Source organism: Pseudomonas sp. 10-1B, from assembly GCF_000935045.1.
GTDB lineage: Bacteria > Pseudomonadota > Gammaproteobacteria > Pseudomonadales > Pseudomonadaceae > Aquipseudomonas.
Genome location: NZ_JYKS01000031.1, coordinates 1 through 20,067, shown reverse-complemented (window position 1 = coordinate 20,067; position 20,067 = coordinate 1). Strand labels below are relative to the sequence as shown.

Here is a 20,067-nt window from a genome sequence, read left to right as displayed (position 1 = left end):
TCGCCATCAGGGCCTGTGATATCCCTGTAGGAGCGGGCTTGCCCGCGAAGAGGCCGGCACAGCCAACACATCACCATTAGGCAGAAACCTCTGCCAAAGCCCACAAAACCCTCTACCCTGCAGTGCGTTCCCCCGCCGAACCGCGTATGATGCGCGGCCTTTTGGCGCGTTCGTCGCCAAAAACCTGATTTCATTCCTACACCGGGAGGTGCCCAGATGAGTGAGCAAGACCTGCAAGATACCGAAATCACCCCGCCATCCGGCGAAAAACTGCAGAAAGTGCTGGCACGCATTGGCGTGGGTTCGCGCCGTGACGTCGAGGCCTGGATCAGCCAGGGCCGGATCAAGGTCAACGGCGTCGAGGCCACCCTCGGCCAGCGCGTCGACCTGCACGACGCCATTGCCGTAGATGGCAAGTTGATCAAACGCGAGGAAGCCGCCGAGGCCACCCGCCGGGTGATCATGTACAACAAGCCCGATGGCGAAATCTGCACCCGCGATGACCCGGAAGGCCGCCCGACCGTGTTCGACCGCCTGCCACGGCCCAAAGAAGGCCGCTGGATCAACATCGGCCGCCTGGACATCAACACCACTGGCCTGCTGCTGTTCACTACCGACGGTGAACTGGCCAACCGCCTGATGCACCCGTCCTACGAGATGGACCGTGAGTACGCAGTACGTGTGCGTGGTGAAGTCGACGACGAAATGCTCGAGCGCCTGAAGGCCGGCGTGATGCTGGAAGACGGCCCGGCCAAGTTCACCGACATCCAGAAGGCGCCGGGTGGCGAAGGCTTCAACCACTGGTACCACTGCGTGGTGATGGAAGGCCGTAACCGTGAGGTGCGTCGCCTGTGGGAGTCGCAGGGTATGGTGGTCAGCCGCCTGAAACGTGTGCGTTTCGGCCCGGTGTTCCTCAACTCCGACCTGCCGATGGGGCGCTGGCGTGAAATGACCCAGGGCGAAATCGACATCCTCGCCGCTGAAGTGGGGCTGCAGCCGGTCGCGCTGCCCGCCATGAAGCTCAAGGCCAAGGACAAGATGGAGCGCCTGCAGCGCAAATCGACCCGCCCGCTGGGCCGTGGCGAGCGTGTACGCAACCTGCGCCCGGCCCACGAAGGCGCTGCTGCCGGCGAACGTCCGGCGCGCCAGCCACGTGAAGAGGCCCCGCGTAAACCTGGCCGTGGCAGCACGGTTGCCGAGCGCCCGAGCGAGATGCGCAAGCGTCCGAGCAAGCCTGATGGTGACAAGCCGGCAGGCCGTGGTCGTGGCAAGCCGCGTGGCTGATTGGCCTTTGCGGTAAGAGAACCAGCCTTCGGGCTGGTTTTTTTATGCGTGTGAGAATTTGGGGCCGCAAAGCGGCCCCAAGATATTGAAGAAAAAGAATTTTTCGGACGACTGGCAAGTTCTTGAACCGCCATGTAAAGAAATTTGTACGAATGTGGCTGATTTCAGTCCTGATTTCAGAATTGACCCGATCTTGTAAAAAAACCTTGCCGCTGCTCGTGTGCCAAAGCCACCCTCCTGGCTCCTGCCTATCTTGCCCAAACCCCCGCCCCACGGTGTTATAGCCGCCATTGCCGTGTGCAAAAAGCCAGTCCACAGAGCCTGGCTGACAAAACAACAAATGGAGGCGCCATGTACGCCGATCACTCCGCCTTTCAAGGCCTGTACCACAGGATCGCTGCGTTTTTTCCCAAGGAAACGATGCAACGCGTTGACGCCTGCGCGCTCGCAGGGGTATACAGTGCGCCGCGTTTTACCTGTGACTCCTTTGCGTACCGCGCACTCTTGATCACGCCTGGTTGATCCGCTTCGGCGGCACCTGGGGTCAAGAAATCCAAGGTAACCACCTTGCCCATTCCGCTGCGCCACGAGCGCGGTGGGTCCGATTCCGTCACAGATAAAAACAATGCAGGTGACTTCGTTCATGAGTGGACAAAACATGCATTCAGGCGAGCTCAAGCGGGGCCTGAAGAACCGCCATATCCAGTTGATCGCTCTCGGCGGTGCGATTGGTACCGGTCTATTCCTCGGCTCGGCAGGCGTGATGAAATCCGCCGGCCCGTCGATGATCCTTGGCTACGCCATCTGCGGCTTCATCGCCTTCATGATCATGCGCCAGTTGGGCGAAATGATCGTCGAAGAGCCGGTGGCCGGCTCGTTCAGCCATTTCGCCCACACCTACTGGGGTGGTTTCGCCGGCTTCCTGTCGGGCTGGAACTGCTGGGTGCTGTACATCCTGGTGGGCATGTCGGAGCTTTCGGCGGTCGGCAAGTATGTTCACTACTGGTGGCCGGAGATCCCCACCTGGGTCACGGCGGCAGCGTTCTTCGTGCTGATCAACGCCATCAACCTGATGAACGTGAAGTTCTTCGGTGAAGCCGAATTCTGGTTCGCCATCATCAAGGTCGTGGCCATCGTCAGCATGATTGGCCTGGGTGCCTACCTGCTCACCAGCGGCAGCGGCGGCCCTGACGCGACCGTGGCCAACCTGTGGTCGCATGGCGGCTTCTTCCCCAACGGTATCAGCGGCTTGGTGATGGCCCTGGCGTTCATCATGTTCTCCTTCGGTGGCCTGGAAATGCTCGGCTTCACCGCGGCCGAGGCCGACAAGCCGAAGACCGTGATCCCCAAGGCGATCAACCAGGTCATCTACCGTATTCTGATCTTTTATGTCGGCGCCCTGGTGGTGCTGCTGTCGCTGACCCCATGGGACAACCTGGTCGCCAGCATCGACGCCTCGGGTGGCAGCTACGGCAGCAGCCCGTTCGTGCAGGTGTTCTCGCTGCTGGGCAGTGACGTGGCTGCTCACCTGTTGAACTTCGTGGTCCTGACCGCGGCACTGTCGGTGTACAACAGCGGCACCTACTGCAACGCCCGCATGCTGCTGGGCATGGCCGAGCAGGGTGATGCCCCGGCGGCACTGGCCAAGGTCGACAAGCGTGGCGTGCCAGTGCGTTCGATCCTGGTGTCGGCGGCCGTGACCCTGATCGCGGTGCTGCTCAACTACCTGATGCCGTCCAACGCGCTGGAGCTGCTGATGTCGCTGGTGGTAGCGACCCTGGTGATCAACTGGGCGATGATCAGCTACTCGCACCTGAAGTTCCGCCAGCACCTCGATAGCACCGGCCAGAAGCCGCTGTTCAAGGCGCTGTGGTACCCGTACGGCAACTATGTGGTGCTGGCGTTCGTGGTGCTGATCCTCGGCATCATGCTGATGATCCCGGGCATCCAGGTTTCGGTGTATGCGATCCCGGTATGGCTGTTCGCGATGTTCGTGGTCTATATGGTCAAGTCGCGGCGCCGGATGCATGCCGGTGGGGCTGCTGGAACCGTAGCCAAGTAAGGCGCTGAAGGTGATATGGAAACCCGAGGCCGGGAGACTGGCTTCGGGTTTTTTGTTGTCTGGTTGGGCCTCTTCGCGGGCAAGCCCGCTCCTACAGGGGTATCACCGGCCCTGAGAGCAGCGCTATACCTGTAGGAGCGGGCTTGCCCGCGAAGAGGCCCGACCAGGCAACAGATCAGATCTGCTCCAGCAACCACCCCCGGAATGCCCGCAACGACGGCAACGCCTCATTCCTAGGCGGGTAGATCAGGTAATAACTACGCTGGCTGGCAAACGCCACCCCCGGGCTGTACAACTCACCCTTGGCCAGCTCCTCCTCCACCAATATGCGCGGCACCAGGCCGATACCGATGCCGGCGCGCACCGCCTGGATCAGGTGCGAGGTCAGCTCGAAGCTCGGCCCCAGGCGCATCGCCCGGTGCGGCAGGGCATGGTGCGAAAACCATTCGCCCCAGGCATGCGGGTTGTTGGCCACATTCAGCAGTACTTCTTCGCTGATCCGTGCCGGGCTCCAGCCCTGGCTGTCCGCACCGGCCTCCGGCGGCAGGATCACCACCAGCTCCTCGGCATGCAGGCGATGGCAGATCAGCCCCGGCAGGTCGTGGCTGGCCACGCCGATGGCGGCATCGATCTCGCTGGTGTCGAAGTTGATGGCTTCGATACGGGAATGAATGTGCACCAGCATGCCCGGGTGGGCGTTGTAGAACGCATACAGCCGCGGCAACAGCCATTTCGAGCCGAAGGTGGGCAGGGTGGCCAGGCGCAAGGTGCCCACCCCCGACTGGTAGGCCAGTGCCTGCAGGGTAGCGCTGCGGATGCGCCCCAGTGCCTCGCTGAGTTCGCGCTGGTACAGGCGGCCGACATCGGTCAGCTGGACCTGGCGGCCCTCGCGGCGGAACAGGGTCAGGCCCAGTTGCTGTTCCAGCGCCTGCACCTGGCGGCTGACCGCGCTCTGGGTCAGCGACAGTTCGGCAGCGGCACGGGTGTAGCTTTCATGTCGGGCGGCGGCCTCGAATGCCAGCAGCAGCGACATGGACGGTGTCAGGTGGCGGTAATTCATTCATAAAAGTCATCGATAGCGGCAGGATTATCCGTTTGCCCCTGAAGCGAAACTACAGGAACATTGGCCTATACGTCATCCTTGCATGCCACCACCCATGCCGGAACGACAGGAATCCCGTGAATTAGCCAATATCAAGAGGCCATCCTTCGATGATCGCCCAGCTGCCGACCGTTGCACCGAGCGCCAACTACCCCGAATTCCTCGAAGCCCTGCGCAATAGTGGCTTCCGTGGCCAGATCAGTGCCGACTACGGCACCCGCACGGTGCTGGCCACCGACAACTCGATCTACCAGCGCTTGCCGCAGGCGGCGGTGTTCCCGCTGGACGCCGACGATGTGGCGCGGGTCGCCACGCTGATGGGCGAGGCGCGCTTCCAGCAGGTCAAGCTGACCCCGCGTGGCGGTGGCACTGGCACCAACGGCCAGTCGCTGACCGACGGTATCGTCGTCGACCTGTCGCGGCACATGAACAAGATCCTCGAAATCAACGTCGAGGAGCGTTGGGTGCGGGTGCAGGCCGGTACGGTCAAGGACCAGCTCAACGCCGCGCTCAAGCCGCACGGGCTGTTCTTCGCCCCCGAGCTGTCCACCTCCAACCGCGCCACCGTCGGCGGCATGATCAACACCGACGCCAGTGGCCAGGGCAGCTGCACCTACGGCAAGACCCGCGACCACGTGCTGGAGCTGCACAGTGTGCTGCTCGGTGGCGAGCGCCTGCACAGCCTGCCGATCGACGATGCCGCGCTGGAGCAGGCCTGCGCAGCGCCTGGCCGGGTTGGCGAGGTGTACCGCATGGCGCGGGACATTCAGGAAACCCAGGCCGAACTGATCGAAACCACCTTCCCCAAGCTCAACCGTTGCCTGACCGGCTACGACCTGGCGCACCTGCGCGACGAGCAGGGCCGCTTCAACCTCAACAGCGTGCTGTGTGGTGCCGAGGGCTCGCTGGGCTACGTGGTCGAAGCCAAGCTCAACGTGCTGCCGATCCCCAAGTACGCGGTGCTGGTCAATGTGCGCTACACCAGCTTCATGGATGCCCTGCGTGACGCCAACGCGCTGATGGCGCACAAACCGCTGTCGATCGAGACGGTCGATTCCAAGGTGCTGATGCTGGCGATGAAGGACATCGTCTGGCACAGCGTTGCCGAGTACTTCCCGGCCGACCCCGAGCGCCCGACCCTGGGTATCAACCTGGTGGAGTTCTGCGGTGACGAGCCGGCCGAGGTCAATGCTCGGGTGCAGGCCTTTGTCGAGCACCTGCAGGCGGACACCAGCGTCGAGCGCCTTGGGCATACCTTGGCTGAAGGCGCCGAGGCCGTTACCCGTGTCTATGTAATGCGCAAGCGCTCGGTAGGCCTGCTGGGCAACGTCGAGGGCGAAGTGCGCCCGCAGCCGTTCGTGGAAGACACCGCGGTACCGCCAGAGCAACTGGCCGACTACATTGCCGACTTCCGCGCCTTGCTCGATGGCTACGGCCTGGCCTACGGCATGTTCGGCCACGTCGACGCCGGCGTGCTGCACGTGCGCCCGGCGCTGGACATGAAGGACCCGGCCCAGGCCGCGCTGGTCAAGCCGATTTCCGATGCGGTGGCGGCGCTGACCAAAAGCTACGGCGGCCTGCTGTGGGGTGAGCACGGCAAGGGCCTGCGCTCGGAATATGTGCCGGAGTACTTCGGCGAGCTGTACCCGGCGCTGCAGCGCCTGAAAGGCGCTTTCGACCCATACAACCAGCTCAACCCGGGCAAGATCTGCACCCCACCAGGTAGCGGCGAAGGCCTGACCCCGGTGGATGGCGTGACCCTGCGCGGTGACCTCGACCGTACCATCGACGAGCGCGTCTGGCAGGACTTCCCCAGCGCCGTGCACTGCAACGGCAATGGCGCCTGCTACAACTACGACCCCAATGACGCCATGTGCCCGTCGTGGAAGGCTACCCGTGAACGCCAGCATTCGCCCAAGGGCCGTGCCTCGCTGATGCGCGAATGGCTGCGCCTGCAAGGCGAGGCGAACATCGACGTGCTGGCGGCAGCGCGTAACAAGGTTTCGTGGCTCAAGGGCCTGCCGACGCGCCTGCGCAACAACCGCGCACGCAGCCAGGGGCAGGAAGACTTCTCCCATGAAGTGTACGACGCCATGGCCGGTTGCCTGGCGTGCAAGTCGTGCGCCGGGCAGTGCCCTATCAAGGTCAACGTGCCCGACTTCCGCTCGCGCTTCCTCGAGCTGTACCACGGCCGCTACCAGCGCCCGCTGCGTGACTATCTGATTGGCTCGCTGGAGTTCACCATCCCGTACCTGGCGCATGCGCCGGGCCTGTACAACGCGGTAATGGGCTCGAAGTGGGTGAGCAAGCTGCTGGCCGACAAGGTCGGCATGGTCGACAGCCCGCTGATCAGCCGCTTCAACTTCCAGGCCACCCTGACCCGTTGCCGTGTCGGCGTGGCCAGCGTGCCGGCGCTGCGTGAACTGACCCCGGCCCAGCGTGAGCGCAGCATCGTGCTGGTGCAGGATGCCTTTACCCGTTACTTCGAGACGCCGTTGCTGTCGGCCTTCATCGACCTGGCGCACCGCTTGGGTCACCGGGTGTTCCTGGCGCCGTACAGCGCCAATGGCAAGCCGCTGCATGTACAGGGGTTCCTCGGCGCGTTCGGCAAAGCGGCGATCCGCAACGCCACCCAGCTCAAGGCCTTGGCCGACTGCGGCGTGCCGCTGGTGGGCCTGGACCCGGCAATGACCCTGGTGTATCGCCAGGAGTACCAGAAGGTACCGGGCCTGGACGGTTGCCCGCAGGTGCTGTTGCCGCAGGAGTGGTTGATGGATGTGTTGCCGGAGCAGGCGCCGACCGCGCCGGGCAACTTCCGCCTGATGGCGCATTGCACCGAGAAGACCAACGTGCCGGCCAGCACCAAACAGTGGGAGCAGGTGTTCGCCCGCCTGGGGCTGAAGCTGGTGACCGAAGCTACCGGTTGCTGCGGCATGTCCGGTACCTATGGACACGAAGCGCGCAACCAGGAAACCTCGCGGACCATCTTCGAGCAGAGCTGGGCGACCAAGCTGGACAAGGAGGGCGAGCCGCTGGCAACTGGTTATTCGTGCCGTAGCCAGGTCAAGCGCATGACCGAGCGGAAGATGCGCCACCCGCTGGAAGTAGTTTTGCAGTACGCCCAGCGCTAGGTTTCAGGGCCTCGGGGGCTGCTTTGCAGCCCATCGCCGGCAAGCCAGCTCCCACCTCGACCGCATCGATCTCAAGCCCTGTGCAGTACCTGTGGGAGCTGGCTTGCCGGCGATGAGGCCAGCCCAGGCAATACAAGACAGTTGCTCTCACAGGGATTGCACCGCACTTGAAAGCTGTGGAGTACTTGTGGGAGCTGGCTTGCCGGCGATAGGGCCAGTGCAGCCGCTACACATTCAGGATTCTTGCACTCTGTTTCTCGGTTTTCGCGCCTGCCGGTACAGATACAGGCTCAACACCAACCCACAAGCCGCCGCAGCCGCCGCAAACAGAAACATCGAAGCAAACCCGAACCCCGCCGCCACCGCGCCCACCAGCGGCCCGGTCACCCCCAGCGACAAATCGATGAACAGCGAATACGCCCCCACCGCGGCCCCGCGGTTGGCCGCCGACACCTGGTTCACTGCCTCTACCCCCAGCGCCGGAAACACCAGCGAGAAACCAAAGCCGCTAAGTGCCGCACCAGCCAAGGCCAGTTCGGCGTTGGGCGCCAGCCACAGCATCAGCAGCCCCATGGTCTCTATCGCCAGGCAGGCGATCGCCACCCGAAAACCGCCAATCCGGTTGATCAGGTTGCCGAACAGCAGCCGCGCACTGATGAAACTGGCACCGAACAGGCTCAGGGTCAGCGCCGCGTTGGCCCAGCCATGGCTGGCGTAATACAGGGTGATGAACGTGGCGATGGTGCCAAAGCCGATCGAGCCCAGGGCCAGCCCCGAGCCATGCGGGAACACCTTGCCCAGTACCCGCAGGAACGGCAGGCGTACCCCGCTGACGATAGGTGCGGCCTGCTTGGGCCAGGCCAGCAACAGGCCGAGCGCGCACAGCAGGATGATGCTGATGCCCATGCTCCACAGCCCCAGGCCCTTGACCATCAGCACGCCCAGCGGGGCGCCGATGGCCAGTGCGCCGTAGCTGGCGATGCCGTTCCAGGAGATGACCTTGGCAGTGTTTGCAGCGCCCACCCGGCCGATGCCCCAGCCGATCGCACCCGAGCCCACCAGGCTTTCCGCGCTGCCCAGCACCAGGCGGCCGACCAGCAGGCAGGCCAGGCTCAGCCAGGGCAGCTGGGTGAGGAAGGCGCAGGCCAGCATGAATACGCCACTCAAGCCGCAGCCGGCCAGGCCATACATGACTGCCTTCTTGCTACCGTGGTTGTCGATGATGCGGCTGGCGGTAGGGCGGCTGAGCAGGGTGGCGAGGTATTGCACGCTGATCACCAGGCCGGCGACCACGGCACTGAAGCCCAGGTCGTTGTGCACATAGCCAGGCAGTACCGCCAGCGGGATGCCGATGTTGAGGTAGCCGATGAAGGTGAAGAGGACGATGGAGACGACTTGCAGGGTGACCGCAAGGGGGCGCGGTGAGTCGGGCATGGAGGCCTTCATGGCAGAGGTTCTGGACGGTGTGAAAACGTGATGACGGGGGTAGCCCGCAGGTCAGCCGTTTTCACACAGTCGGGGATGCGCAGTTATTCCTGGTCAGCGCTGGATTGATCGTCACCATCCTGCTCGACGGCAGCTGCCGGTTCGGCGTGAACGGTCACGGATGGCTCTTCTGGGTTCAGGCTTGGGAAGGGAAGATTCGGGATTTCATGCATCTCGTCGTTCCTCGCAAGTGTGAGTGAAAAGTCTGCGCCAGGCGCGGTTGAAGCTTCGCAAAGCTGGGGCAGGATACACAAGTCTGAATGACAGTTTGGATTTTTTACCGGTCGTTTGTCGGTTTTGCGGGCGAACAGCGGACGGTTTACCTACAAAAAACCGGGGCCGCTGCGCGCCCCTTCGCGGGCACGCCCGCTCCCACATGAACCGCGAAAATCAGGGAGTACGCGGTCTCTGTGGGAGCGGGCCTGCCCGCGAAGGGGCGCGCAGCGGCCCCACTTTCCAGGCGGTTATTTGCGGCCTTCAGCCGATTCCGCAACCTTGTCAGTGCGCGCGCACATGATGAAGTCATTGCGGTGCAGGCCTTTGATCGAGTGGCTCCACCAGGTCACGGTAACCTTGCCCCACTCGGTCAGCAGCCCCGGGTGGTGGCCTTCGGCCTCGGCGATCTCGCCAACGGCATTGGTGAACGCCAGGGCGTGCTTGAAGTTCTTGAACAGGAACACGCGCTCCAGTTCCATGTGGCCGTCACGTACTTCGATGTTCCAGTCCGGGATTTCGCGAATCAGCTCGGCCAGTTCTTCGTCGGTGACTTTCGGCGCGTCGGCGCGGCAGGCTTCGCAATGGGCTTGGTTCAAGGCATTCATGAGGTGTTTTCCGGTTCGAGTTGTTATCGGCAAGGTCGCTCAGGCAGCGACCTTGGGTGGAAACTTCGGTGCGTGCAGGCCCAGCTGCATGGCTTCATGGACCATGCCCATGATGTCTTCGTGGGCCAGGTCGAACAGGCGCTTCATGTTCGGCAGTACGAAATACACCGGCTGCAGGATGTCGATGCGGTACGGTGTGCGCATGGCTTCGATCGGGTCGAAGGCCTGGTGTTCAGGCTCGCCAGACAGACTGTAGACGGTCTCTTTCGGCGACGAGAGGATGCCACCGCCGTAGATCTTGCGGCCCTGCGCGGTTTCCATCAGGCCAAACTCGATGGTCATCCAGTACAGGCGCGCCAGGTACACGCGTTGTTCCTTGGTCGCAGCCAGGCCGAGCTTGCCGTAAGTGTGGGTGAATTCGGCGAACCAGGGGTTGGTCAGCAGCGGGCAATGGCCGAAGATCTCGTGGAAGATATCGGGCTCTTGCAGGTAGTCCAGCTCTTCCGGGGTGCGGATGAAGGTGGCGACCGGGAAGCGCTTGCTGGCCAGCAGTTCGAAGAAGGTCTGGAAAGGGATCAGTGCCGGTACCCGGGCAACCTGCCAGCCGGTGGTGGCACCCAGCACCTTGTTGATCTCGCCCAGTTGCGGGATACGGTCATGAGGCAGCTTGAGCTGGTCGATGCCGTCCAGGTATTCCTGGCATGCGCGGCCTTCGATCACTTTCAACTGGCGGGTGATCAGGGTGTTCCATACCGCATGCTCTTGCTGCGGGTAATCGATAAAACCATGCGCATCGGGCTCGCGTGCCACGTATTGCGTCTGTTTCATGTGGCTCTCCTGGTGAGGGCTTTTCTTGTTATGTGCAGGACATGCCTAAGGAATAACCCTTCACTGCCCGCTTTGCACGGAGGCAGGTCGGTGCCGGGGTTGGTTTTCCTCGGTGTTTTCGTAACGATAATTTTACAAAATTCCGCAGGTGTCGGAAAATCCGAGGCATCTGGCTGATGCTTTCGCAGTTTTTGTCAGCTTATCTTTACGATTTTTCTGCGCGGTGTTGAAAAACATTGGCGCTTCGAGAGCCCTCATGCGTATCAAAGTGCATTGCCAGAACCGCATTGGCATCCTGCGCGACATCCTTAACCTGCTGGTGGAGTACGGCATCAACGTGCTGCGCGGCGAGGTGGGCGGTGACCATGGCAACGCCATCTACCTGCATTGCCCGAACCTGATCAACCTGCAGTTCCAGGCGTTGCGGCCGAAGTTCGAGGCGATTGCCGGGGTGTTCGGTGTCAAGCGCGTGGGGCTGATGCCTAGCGAGCGGCGGCACATGGAGCTGAACGCGCTGCTGGGGGCGCTGGACTTCCCGGTGCTGTCGATCGACATGGGGGGCAGTATCGTCGCTGCCAACCGTGCGGCGGCGCAGTTGCTGGGGGTGCGGGTGGACGAGGTGCCGGGCATGCCGCTGGCGCGTTATGTGGAAGACTTCGACCTGCCGGAGCTGGTGCGGGCCAACAAGTCGCGCATCAACGGCCTGCGCATCAAGGTCAAGGGCGATGTGTTCCTGGCTGATATCGCGCCGCTGCAGTCCGAACACGATGACAGCGAGGCGCTGGCCGGCGCAGTGCTCACCCTGCACCGTGCCGACCGCATCGGCGAGCGCATCTACAACGTGCGCAAGCAGGAGTTGCGTGGTTTCGACAGCATCTTCCAGAGCTCGCGGGTAATGGCTGCGGTGGTGCGTGAGGCGCGGCGCATGGCGCCGCTGGATGCACCATTGCTGATCGAAGGCGAGACCGGTACCGGCAAGGAACTGCTGGCGCGCGCCTGCCACCTGGCCAGCCCGCGCGGCCAGTCGCCGCTGATGGCGCTCAACTGCGCCGGGTTGCCCGAATCGATGGCCGAGACCGAGTTGTTCGGTTACGGCCCCGGGGCGTTCGAAGGGGCGCGGGCCGAGGGCAAGCTGGGGCTGTTGGAGTTGACCGCAGGCGGCACGCTGTTCCTCGACGGGGTAGGGGAAATGAGCCCGCGCCTGCAGGTGAAGTTGCTGCGTTTTCTGCAGGACGGTTGCTTCCGCCGAGTAGGCAGCGATGAAGAGGTGTACCTGGATGTACGGGTGATCTGCGCGACCCAGGTGGATTTGTCCGAGTTGTGTGCCCGTGGCGAGTTTCGCCAGGACCTGTATCACCGGCTCAACGTATTGTCGCTGCACATTCCGCCCTTGCGCGAATGCATGGATGGCCTGGAAGGGCTGGTGCAGCACTTTCTCGACCAGGCCAGCCGACAGATCGGCTGCGCCATGCCGCGCCTGGCGCCGGCGGCGATGGACAAACTTGGGCAATACCATTGGCCGGGCAATGTAAGGCAGTTGGAAAACGTGTTGTTCCAAGCGGTTTCGTTATGCGACGGCGGTGTGGTTAAAAGCGAGCATATTCGCTTGCCGGATTATGGCGTGCGGCAACCATTGGGTGAGTTTTCGCTGGATGGGGATCTTTCGCAGATTGTCGGGCGCTTTGAAAAAGCGGTGCTGGAAAGTTTGATGGGGGAGTTTCCCAGTAGCCGGGCTTTAGGCAAAAGATTGGGCGTTTCGCATACCACGATTGCCAACAAGTTGAGGGATTATTCCTTGGGCAAGTCGGCAGATTAACGCAGGTAATTAATAGCCTGTTAATCTTGCGCAATATTCTTCGCGGGCTTGCCCGCTCCCACAAGTACTGCGCAGCGCTTGAAAGCTGTGCACAGTACTTGTGGGAGCGGGCGAGCCCGCGAAGGGCCCCGCAGGGGCCCAAATCTCAAGGATTAGCCGTTGGAGCAGCCGTTCCCCATCACGCGGTATTCGAGAATGTGCTTCTGGCCCTTGGAGTCCTCGTAGGTCATGCGGGCTGGCACGACTTCGCACACATTGGGCACTTCGCTCATGGAGATGACGCGAGCAATGTCCAGGTGCTGCGAGTAACTGTACTGTTCAACCGGAATCTGCTCGGCTTCTTTGGCTTCGCCGGCCATCGCCGCGCCGCAAAGACTGCCAAGTACCAATACCAGTAAAGCTTTCATTTTCTATTTACCTGTCTAAGGTCGTGAGGGGGCACGCGGCGCTTATGGCGCCGCGAGTACAGCAAGTTTTAACTATCGGGATTAGAGGGAGATTAACGCTTGCCTTCGTGGGGGCTGTTACCAGTTGTTAATCGCCTTGCCGTTGCTGGCGAGGTGAATTTTATGGCGCTGACCAAGGCTGAAACAGTGGGTGTTTTGATAAAGTGTTTTGACAGAATCTGTAACAATCCTCTGGTAAATCCCCTCGGTTTTTTTCACTTCGGGCTGTAATGCGCATGCCAGAGCGTCTTGTCGGAACGGGCGTGCCAAATTACTACCAACGTCGAATGGCTTTTGCCGCTCTGGTACAGTTACAAACGGTTCCATACAAAAACAACTATTACACCGAGGTAACACAGATGAGTGCGGCTCCACTGTATCCCGTTCGTCCCGAGGTTGCGGCCACTACCCTGACCGACGAGGCCACCTACAAGGCCATGTACCAGCAATCGGTGATCAACCCGGACGGCTTCTGGCGCGAGCAGGCCCAGCGTATCGACTGGATCAAGCCGTTCACCAAGGTCAAGCAGACCTCCTTCGACGACCACCACGTCGACATCAAATGGTTCGCCGACGGCACTCTGAACGTTTCCTCCAACTGCCTGGACCGCCACCTCGAAGAGCGCGGCGACCAGTTGGCCATCATCTGGGAAGGCGACGACCCTTCCGAACACCGCAACATCACCTACCGCGAACTGCACGAGCAGGTCTGCAAGTTCGCCAACGCCCTGCGTGGCCAGGACGTGCACCGGGGTGACGTGGTCACCATCTATATGCCGATGATCCCCGAGGCCGTGGTCGCCATGCTGGCTTGTGCCCGTATCGGTGCGATCCACTCGGTAGTGTTCGGTGGCTTCTCCCCCGAGGCGCTGGCTGGCCGTATCATCGACTGCAAGTCCAAGGTGGTGATCACCGCCGACGAAGGCGTGCGCGGCGGCCGTCGTACCCCGCTCAAGGCCAACGTCGACCTGGCCCTGACCAACCCCGAAACCAGCAGTGTGCAGAAGATCATCGTGTGCAAGCGCACCGGCGGCGACATTGCCTGGCACCAGCACCGCGACATCTGGTACGAAGACCTGATGAAAGTGGCCTCCAGCCACTGCGCGCCAAAAGAGATGGGTGCCGAAGAAGCGCTGTTCATCCTTTATACCTCTGGCTCCACCGGCAAGCCGAAGGGTGTGCTGCACACCACCGGCGGCTACCTGGTGTATGCCGCACTGACCCATGAGCGGGTATTCGACTATCGCCCGGGCGAGGTGTACTGGTGCACCGCCGACGTGGGTTGGGTTACCGGCCACAGCTACATCGTCTACGGTCCGCTGGCCAACGGTGCCACCACCCTGCTGTTCGAGGGCGTGCCGAACTACCCGGACATCACTCGTGTGTCGAAGATCATCGACAAGCACAAGGTCAACATCCTCTACACCGCGCCAACCGCCATCCGCGCGATGATGGCCGAAGGCGAGGCGGCGGTTGCCGGTGCCGATGGCTCCAGCCTGCGTCTGCTTGGCTCGGTGGGTGAGCCGATCAACCCCGAGGCCTGGAACTGGTACTACAAGACCGTGGGCAAGGAGCGTTGCCCGATCGTCGACACCTGGTGGCAGACCGAGACCGGCGGCATCCTGATCAGCCCGTTGCCGGGCGCCACCGGCCTCAAGCCGGGCTCGGCGACCCGCCCGTTCTTCGGCGTGGTGCCGGCGTTGGTGGACAACCTTGGCAACCTGATCGACGGCGCCGCCGAAGGCAACCTGGTGATTCTCGATTCCTGGCCGGGCCAGTCGCGTTCGCTGTACGGCGACCATGACCGTTTCGTCGATACCTACTTCAAGACCTTCCGTGGCATGTACTTCACCGGCGACGGCGCGCGCCGCGACGAGGATGGCTACTACTGGATCACTGGCCGCGTGGATGACGTGCTCAACGTGTCCGGCCACCGCATGGGTACCGCCGAGATCGAAAGCGCCATGGTGGCCCATGCCAAGGTCGCCGAGGCCGCGGTGGTGGGCGTGCCGCACGACATCAAGGGGCAGGGCATCTATGTGTATGTCACCCTCAATGCCGGCGTCGAGGCCAGCGAGCAGCTGCGCCTGGAGCTGAAGAACTGGGTGCGCAAGGAAATCGGCCCGATCGCCTCGCCGGATGTGATCCAGTGGGCGCCGGGGCTGCCGAAGACCCGTTCGGGCAAGATCATGCGCCGTATCCTGCGCAAGATTGCCACGGGTGAGTACGATGCCCTGGGCGATATCTCGACCCTGGCCGACCCGGGTGTGGTGCAGCACCTGATCGATACCCACAAGGCGATGAGCCTGGTTTCGGCCTGATATCGAAGCCTGTGGGAGCGGGCATGCCCGCGAACATCGGCGCAGCCGGTGCCATCCACCGCGTCGGCTGCTTCGCGGGCATGCCCGCTCCCACACCGATCGGTGCACGCCAGCAGAAAACCCCGCCCGGGCAACCGGCGGGGTTTTTTGCTTTACTGTTACCCGACATTCATCGGTAACTATTCTGTCACCGTTTCTGCACAAGATCGGGGCGTCCGGAAACAATTTCGGCACTGTTTCAGTGCGTCAACCTAACCATTTTTTGCAACACAGCACGCTACACTTGCCGTGCTACAAGGCTTTGCCAATAATAGGCCCAGGAATTGCTAGGTCTATAGGTTCTATTTCTTGCGCTTTTGCATATTTTGCAACGGCTGTCAACATCGCCCGCTGCGGTTTCAGGCGCTTCTGTAAGTAGTTGTCGCTTTGAAGAAATATCGACTATCGGGCTGTCGTTAAAATGCCACTCACTCGCTCGTGGTCTGCGACCTTGGTCGATACCCTGCGCGGCTCGCGTTGTACCCATTCGCATATCGGGCAGCTGTTACCTGCCTTGTATTGCCCCGTACCGATGGAGTTACCTGATGAAGAAGCTCGCACTGCTTGGCGCCCTGGCGCTGTCCGTGTTTTCCCTGGTGTCGCAGGCCGATGAAAAACCGCTGAAGATCGGCATCGAGGCTGCCTACCCACCCTTCGCCTTCAAGCAACCTGACGGCAGCATCGCCGGTTTCGACTACGACATCGGCAATGCCCTGTGCGAAGAGATGAAAGCCAAGTGCACCTGGGTCGAGCAGGAATTCGACGGCCTGATCCCGGCGCTGAAAGTGCGCAAGATCGACGCCATCCTGTCGTCCATGTCGATCACCGAGGACCGCAAGAAATCGGTCGACTTTACCAAGCGCTACTACCTCACCCCGGCGCGCCTGGTCATGAAGGAAGGCACCGCTGTCAGCGACAGCCTGGATGAACTCAAAGGCAAGAAGATCGGCGTGCAGCGCGGCTCGATCCACGACCGCTTCGCCAAGGAAGTGCTGGCCCCCAAAGGCGCCACCGTGGTCCCTTACGGCACCCAGAACGAAATCTACCTCGACGTGGCTGCCGGCCGCCTCGACGGCACCGTGGCCGACGCCACCCTGCTGGAAGACGGCTTCCTGAAAACCGACGCTGGCAAGGGCTTCGCCTTCGTCGGCCCGTCGTTCACCGACGTGAAGTACTTCGGTGATGGCGTCGGCATTGCCGTGCGCAAGGGCGACAAGGCCAATGCCGACCGTATCAACGCGGCCATCGATGCCATCCGTGCCAACGGCAAGTACAAAGAGATCGAGAAGAAGTACTTCAACTTCGATATCTACGGTCCAGACTCGAACTAAGACGTCGGGTTTCACCTGTGCAATGGTGCAAACAGCAGAGGCTCTGAGGTTTGCACCATTTTTCATTCTCTAGGTCGAGGACCTCATCATGTTGAAAGGCTACGGGGCAGTCATCCTCGACGGGGCGTGGCTGACGCTGCAGCTCGCCCTGTCGTCGATGGCCCTGGCCATCGTGCTCGGCCTGATCGGTGTGGCGCTGCGCTTGTCGCCAGTGCGCTGGCTGGCCTGGCTGGGCGATCTGTATTCCACGGTGATCCGTGGCATTCCGGACCTGGTCCTGATCCTGCTGATCTTCTACGGCGGGCAAGACATCATCAACCGGGTGGCGCCGCTGCTCGGCTATGACGACTATATCGACCTGAACCCGCTGGCCGCGGGTATCGGTACCCTGGGCTTCATCTTTGGTGCCTACCTGTCGGAAACCTTCCGCGGCGCTTTCCTGGGCATCCCCAAGGGCCAGGCCGAGGCGGGCGTGGCCTATGGCATGAGCCCCCGCCAAGTGTTCTTCCGCATCCAGGTGCCGCAAATGATTCGCCTGGCGATCCCCGGCTTCACCAACAACTGGCTGGTGCTGACCAAGGCCACTGCGCTGATCTCGGTGGTCGGCCTGCAGGACATGATGTTCAAGGCCAAGCAGGCGGCCGATGCCACGCGCGAGCCGTTCACCTTCTTCCTGGCAGTGGCGGCGCTGTACCTGGTGCTGACCAGCGTCTCGCTGCTGGCCCTGAAGTATCTCGAGCGCCGCTACTCGGTGGGCGTCAAGGTGGCTGAACTATGATCTTCGACTACAACGTCGTCTGGGAGGCCATGCCGCTGTACTTGGGCGGCCTGCTGACCACCCTCAAACTGCTGGCGATTTCGCTGTTCTTCGGCCTGCTGGCGGCCATTCCGCTGGGCCTGATGCGGGTGTCCAAGCAGCCGCTGGTCAACATGAGCGCATGGCTGTACACCTACGTGATCCGCGGCACGCCGATGCTGGTGCAGCTGTTCCTGATCTACTACGGCCTGGCCCAGTTCGAGGCGGTGCGCGAAAGCGTGTTCTGGCCGCTGCTGTCCAGCGCCACCTTCTGTGCCTGCCTGGCGTTCGGCATCAACACCAGTGCCTACACCGCCGAAATCATCGCCGGCAGCCTCAAGGCCACGCCGCATGGCGAGATCGAGGCGGCCAAGGCCATGGGCATGTCGCGCATGAAGATGTACCGGCGCATCCTGCTGCCGTCGGCCCTGCGCCGGGCGCTGCCGCAGTACAGCAACGAAGTGATCATGATGCTGCAGACCACCAGCCTGGCGTCGATCGTCACCCTGATCGACATCACCGGTGCCGCGCGCACGGTCAATGCCCAGTACTACCTGCCTTTCGAGGCCTACATCACGGCGGGCGTGTTCTACCTGTGCCTGACCTTCATCCTGGTGCGCCTGTTCAAGATGGCCGAACGCCGCTGGCTCGGCTACCTGGCGCCGCGCAAGCACTGACCGCTTTGTGAGAATCGACAGCATGTACAAACTCGAAGTCCAAGACCTGCACAAGCGCTACGGCAGCCATGAAGTGCTCAAGGGCGTGTCCCTGGCGGCCAAGGCCGGCGACGTCATCAGCATCATCGGCTCCAGCGGTTCGGGCAAGTCGACCTTCCTGCGCTGCATCAACCTGCTGGAGCAGCCGCATGCCGGCAAGATCCTGCTCAACAACGAAGAGCTGAAGCTGGTCGCCGGCAAGGACGGTGCGCTGAAGGCTGCCGACCCGCGCCAGCTGCAGCGCATGCGTTCGCGCCTGTCGATGGTGTTCCAGCACTTCAACCTGTGGTCGCACATGACTGCGCTGGAAAACATCATCGAAGCACCGGTGCATGTGCTGGGCGTGAACAAGAAGGAGGCCCTGGAAAAGGCCGAGCACTACCTGGCCAAGGTCGGTGTCGCCCATCGCAAGGATGCCTTCCCGGGGCATATGTCCGGTGGCGAGCAGCAGCGTGTAGCGATTGCCCGAGCGCTGGCCATGGAGCCCGAGGTGATGCTGTTCGACGAACCGACCTCGGCGCTGGACCCGGAACTGGTGGGCGATGTGCTCAAGGTCATGCAGGCGCTGGCCCAGGAAGGCCGGACCATGGTGGTGGTGACTCACGAGATGGGCTTTGCCCGCGAGGTGTCCAACCAGCTGGTGTTCCTGCACAAGGGCCTGGTGGAAGAAACCGGCTGCCCGCGCGAAGTGCTGGCCAACCCGCAGTCGGAGCGCCTGAAGCAGTTCCTCTCCGGCAGCCTGAAGTAAAAGCTGCATTTTTGCACCAGAATAGGGCATGCTGCGCGGCGAGCGCAGCCTGACCCGGCGCACAGACTCGAACGACCTCAGGTTTCGGACCACGCCCTATGACCACCCAGCGAATCGGTTTTCTCATCTGGCCCAGCACCAGGCCCTTGACCCTGGCATTGGCCGAGGAAGTGTTGCAGGTGGCGCAGCGGGTGCACCCGGACGTGGTCTACGAGCTGGCCTTCCTGCAGGCAGAGCCGGCGCAAGACGGCAGTTGGCGCCTGCCGGGCGAGCCATGGAACGGCCGCCTAGACGGTTGCCACAAGCTGTTCCTGGTGGCCGATGAACAGCCGCCTGCGGTGGGTGCGGCATTGTCGACGGCACTCAAGCAGCTGGCGCGCAGTGGCTGCATGATCGGCGGCCTGTCTGCCGGGGTTTATCCACTGGCGATGCTGGGCCTGCTCGACGGTTACCGCGCTGCGGTGCATTGGCGCTGGCAGGATGATTTTGCCGAGCGCTTCCCCAAGGTCATCGCCACCAGCCACCTGTTCGATTGGGATCGCGACCGCCTGACCGCCTGCGGCGGCATGGCCGTGACCGACCTGCTGCTGGCGGTGCTGGCCCGTGACCACGGTGCTGAGCTGGCCGGGGCAGTGTCGGAAGAGCTGGTGGTCGAGCGCATTCGTGAAGGTGGCGAGCGCCAGCGCATTCCGCTGCAGAACCGCCTGGGCTCGAGCCATCCCAAGCTGACCCAGGCGGTGCTGCTGATGGAGGCCAACATCGAAGAGCCGCTGACCACCGACGAAATCGCCCAGCATGTGTGCGTGTCGCGCCGGCAGCTGGAGCGTATCTTCAAGCAGTACCTGAACCGCGTGCCGAGCCAGTATTACCTGGAGCTGCGGCTGAACAAGGCGCGGCAGATGCTGATGCAGACCAGCAAGTCGATCATCCAGATCGGGCTGTCCTGCGGCTTCTCGTCGGGGCCGCATTTTTCCAGTGCCTACCGCAACTTCTTTGGCGCAACGCCACGTGAAGACCGTAACCAGCGGCGTAGCAGCAGCCCGTTCGAGCTGAGTTCGGCACCGGCTGAGAAGGGTTGAGATTTCGGTTGGGTCCGTGTGTGTGTCTTGGGATTGATGGTGGTGCGCAAATCGAGCGCCGC

General features: G+C 62.3%; 18 protein-coding genes. 10 read left to right on the top strand and 8 right to left on the bottom strand.

Annotated features, from left to right (window positions below):
- The first annotated feature begins 216 nt into the window (after positions 1 to 216).
- A complete protein-coding gene (gene rluB, locus TZ03_RS17120) occupies positions 217 to 1,284 on the top strand; it encodes a 23S rRNA pseudouridine(2605) synthase RluB (RefSeq protein ID WP_051099377.1) in 1,068 nt (355 codons plus the stop codon).
- Positions 1,285 to 1,326: 42 nt separating this feature from the next.
- On the opposite strand, the gene TZ03_RS31120 is transcribed toward rluB, so the two are convergent.
- The gene (locus TZ03_RS31120) at positions 1,327 to 1,929 is read right to left on the bottom strand and encodes a hypothetical protein (protein WP_160297747.1); all 603 of its coding nucleotides are present in this window, start codon (positions 1,927 to 1,929) and stop codon (positions 1,327 to 1,329) included.
- Here TZ03_RS31120 and TZ03_RS17115 point away from each other — a divergent pair.
- Complete coding sequence (locus TZ03_RS17115) at positions 1,928 to 3,346, top strand: amino acid permease (protein ID WP_177328478.1); 1,419 nt, start codon at positions 1,928 to 1,930, stop codon at positions 3,344 to 3,346. The two genes, TZ03_RS31120 and TZ03_RS17115, sit on opposite strands and share 2 nt — an antisense overlap.
- 175 nt (positions 3,347 to 3,521) lie before the next feature.
- Here the strand turns inward: TZ03_RS17115 and TZ03_RS17110 are convergent, their stop codons facing one another.
- On the bottom strand, positions 3,522 to 4,406 hold the full coding sequence (locus tag TZ03_RS17110; protein WP_051099372.1) for a LysR substrate-binding domain-containing protein: 885 nt from the start codon (positions 4,404 to 4,406) through the stop codon (positions 3,522 to 3,524).
- A gap of 152 nt (positions 4,407 to 4,558) precedes the next feature.
- Between TZ03_RS17110 and TZ03_RS17105 the strand changes: the two genes are divergently transcribed.
- Positions 4,559 to 7,579 carry an FAD-binding and (Fe-S)-binding domain-containing protein gene (locus TZ03_RS17105; RefSeq protein WP_051099369.1) on the top strand — a complete coding sequence of 1,007 codons (3,021 nt, stop codon included), beginning with the start codon at positions 4,559 to 4,561 and terminating at the stop codon, positions 7,577 to 7,579.
- 234 nt (positions 7,580 to 7,813) lie between these two features.
- Here TZ03_RS17105 and TZ03_RS17100 read toward each other — a convergent pair whose 3' ends face one another.
- The 4 genes from TZ03_RS17100 to phhA form a co-directional block, all read right to left on the bottom strand.
- Positions 7,814 to 9,013 carry an MFS transporter gene (locus TZ03_RS17100; RefSeq protein WP_051099366.1) on the bottom strand — a complete coding sequence of 400 codons (1,200 nt, stop codon included), beginning with the start codon at positions 9,011 to 9,013 and terminating at the stop codon, positions 7,814 to 7,816.
- A 95-nt stretch (positions 9,014 to 9,108) separates the two neighbouring features.
- On the bottom strand, positions 9,109 to 9,237 hold the full coding sequence (locus TZ03_RS31750) for a hypothetical protein (RefSeq protein ID WP_016488505.1): 129 nt from the start codon (positions 9,235 to 9,237) through the stop codon (positions 9,109 to 9,111).
- A gap of 291 nt (positions 9,238 to 9,528) precedes the next feature.
- A complete protein-coding gene (locus tag TZ03_RS17095; RefSeq protein WP_009681493.1) occupies positions 9,529 to 9,885 on the bottom strand; it encodes a 4a-hydroxytetrahydrobiopterin dehydratase in 357 nt (118 codons plus the stop codon).
- A 39-nt stretch (positions 9,886 to 9,924) separates the two neighbouring features.
- Complete coding sequence (phhA, locus tag TZ03_RS17090) at positions 9,925 to 10,713, bottom strand: phenylalanine 4-monooxygenase (protein WP_051099364.1); 789 nt, start codon at positions 10,711 to 10,713, stop codon at positions 9,925 to 9,927.
- Positions 10,714 to 10,969: 256 nt separating this feature from the next.
- Here phhA and TZ03_RS17085 point away from each other — a divergent pair, with 256 nt between their 5' ends.
- Entirely contained in the window at positions 10,970 to 12,529 is a 1,560-nt protein-coding gene (locus TZ03_RS17085; RefSeq protein WP_051099362.1) for a sigma-54-dependent transcriptional regulator, read from the top strand.
- A gap of 152 nt (positions 12,530 to 12,681) precedes the next feature.
- Here TZ03_RS17085 and TZ03_RS17080 read toward each other — a convergent pair whose 3' ends face one another.
- Complete coding sequence (locus TZ03_RS17080) at positions 12,682 to 12,936, bottom strand: DUF2790 domain-containing protein (RefSeq protein ID WP_051099359.1); 255 nt, start codon at positions 12,934 to 12,936, stop codon at positions 12,682 to 12,684.
- Between the two features lie 117 nt (positions 12,937 to 13,053).
- The gene (locus TZ03_RS30435; protein WP_152645480.1) at positions 13,054 to 13,302 is read right to left on the bottom strand and encodes a hypothetical protein; all 249 of its coding nucleotides are present in this window, start codon (positions 13,300 to 13,302) and stop codon (positions 13,054 to 13,056) included.
- Between the two features lie 32 nt (positions 13,303 to 13,334).
- Between TZ03_RS30435 and acs the strand changes: the two genes are divergently transcribed.
- The 6 genes from acs (at position 13,335) to argR (ending at position 20,005) form a co-directional block, all read left to right on the top strand.
- Positions 13,335 to 15,296 (top strand): acetate--CoA ligase, encoded by a 1,962-nt coding sequence (gene acs / locus TZ03_RS17075; protein ID WP_051099357.1) that lies wholly within the window; start codon positions 13,335 to 13,337, stop codon positions 15,294 to 15,296.
- Positions 15,297 to 15,880: 584 nt separating this feature from the next.
- Positions 15,881 to 16,666 carry an ABC transporter substrate-binding protein gene (locus TZ03_RS17070; RefSeq protein ID WP_051099355.1) on the top strand — a complete coding sequence of 262 codons (786 nt, stop codon included), beginning with the start codon at positions 15,881 to 15,883 and terminating at the stop codon, positions 16,664 to 16,666.
- 88 nt (positions 16,667 to 16,754) lie between these two features.
- Complete coding sequence (locus TZ03_RS17065; RefSeq protein WP_051099353.1) at positions 16,755 to 17,444, top strand: ABC transporter permease; 690 nt, start codon at positions 16,755 to 16,757, stop codon at positions 17,442 to 17,444.
- Entirely contained in the window at positions 17,441 to 18,139 is a 699-nt protein-coding gene (locus TZ03_RS17060) for an ABC transporter permease (RefSeq protein ID WP_051099351.1), read from the top strand. The genes TZ03_RS17065 and TZ03_RS17060 overlap by 4 nt, the downstream gene beginning before the upstream one ends.
- A gap of 22 nt (positions 18,140 to 18,161) precedes the next feature.
- Positions 18,162 to 18,926 (top strand): ABC transporter ATP-binding protein, encoded by a 765-nt coding sequence (locus TZ03_RS17055; RefSeq protein ID WP_016711851.1) that lies wholly within the window; start codon positions 18,162 to 18,164, stop codon positions 18,924 to 18,926.
- Between the two features lie 98 nt (positions 18,927 to 19,024).
- Positions 19,025 to 20,005 carry a transcriptional regulator ArgR gene (gene argR / locus TZ03_RS17050; RefSeq protein ID WP_051099348.1) on the top strand — a complete coding sequence of 327 codons (981 nt, stop codon included), beginning with the start codon at positions 19,025 to 19,027 and terminating at the stop codon, positions 20,003 to 20,005.
- Positions 20,006 to 20,067: the final 62 nt, after the last annotated feature.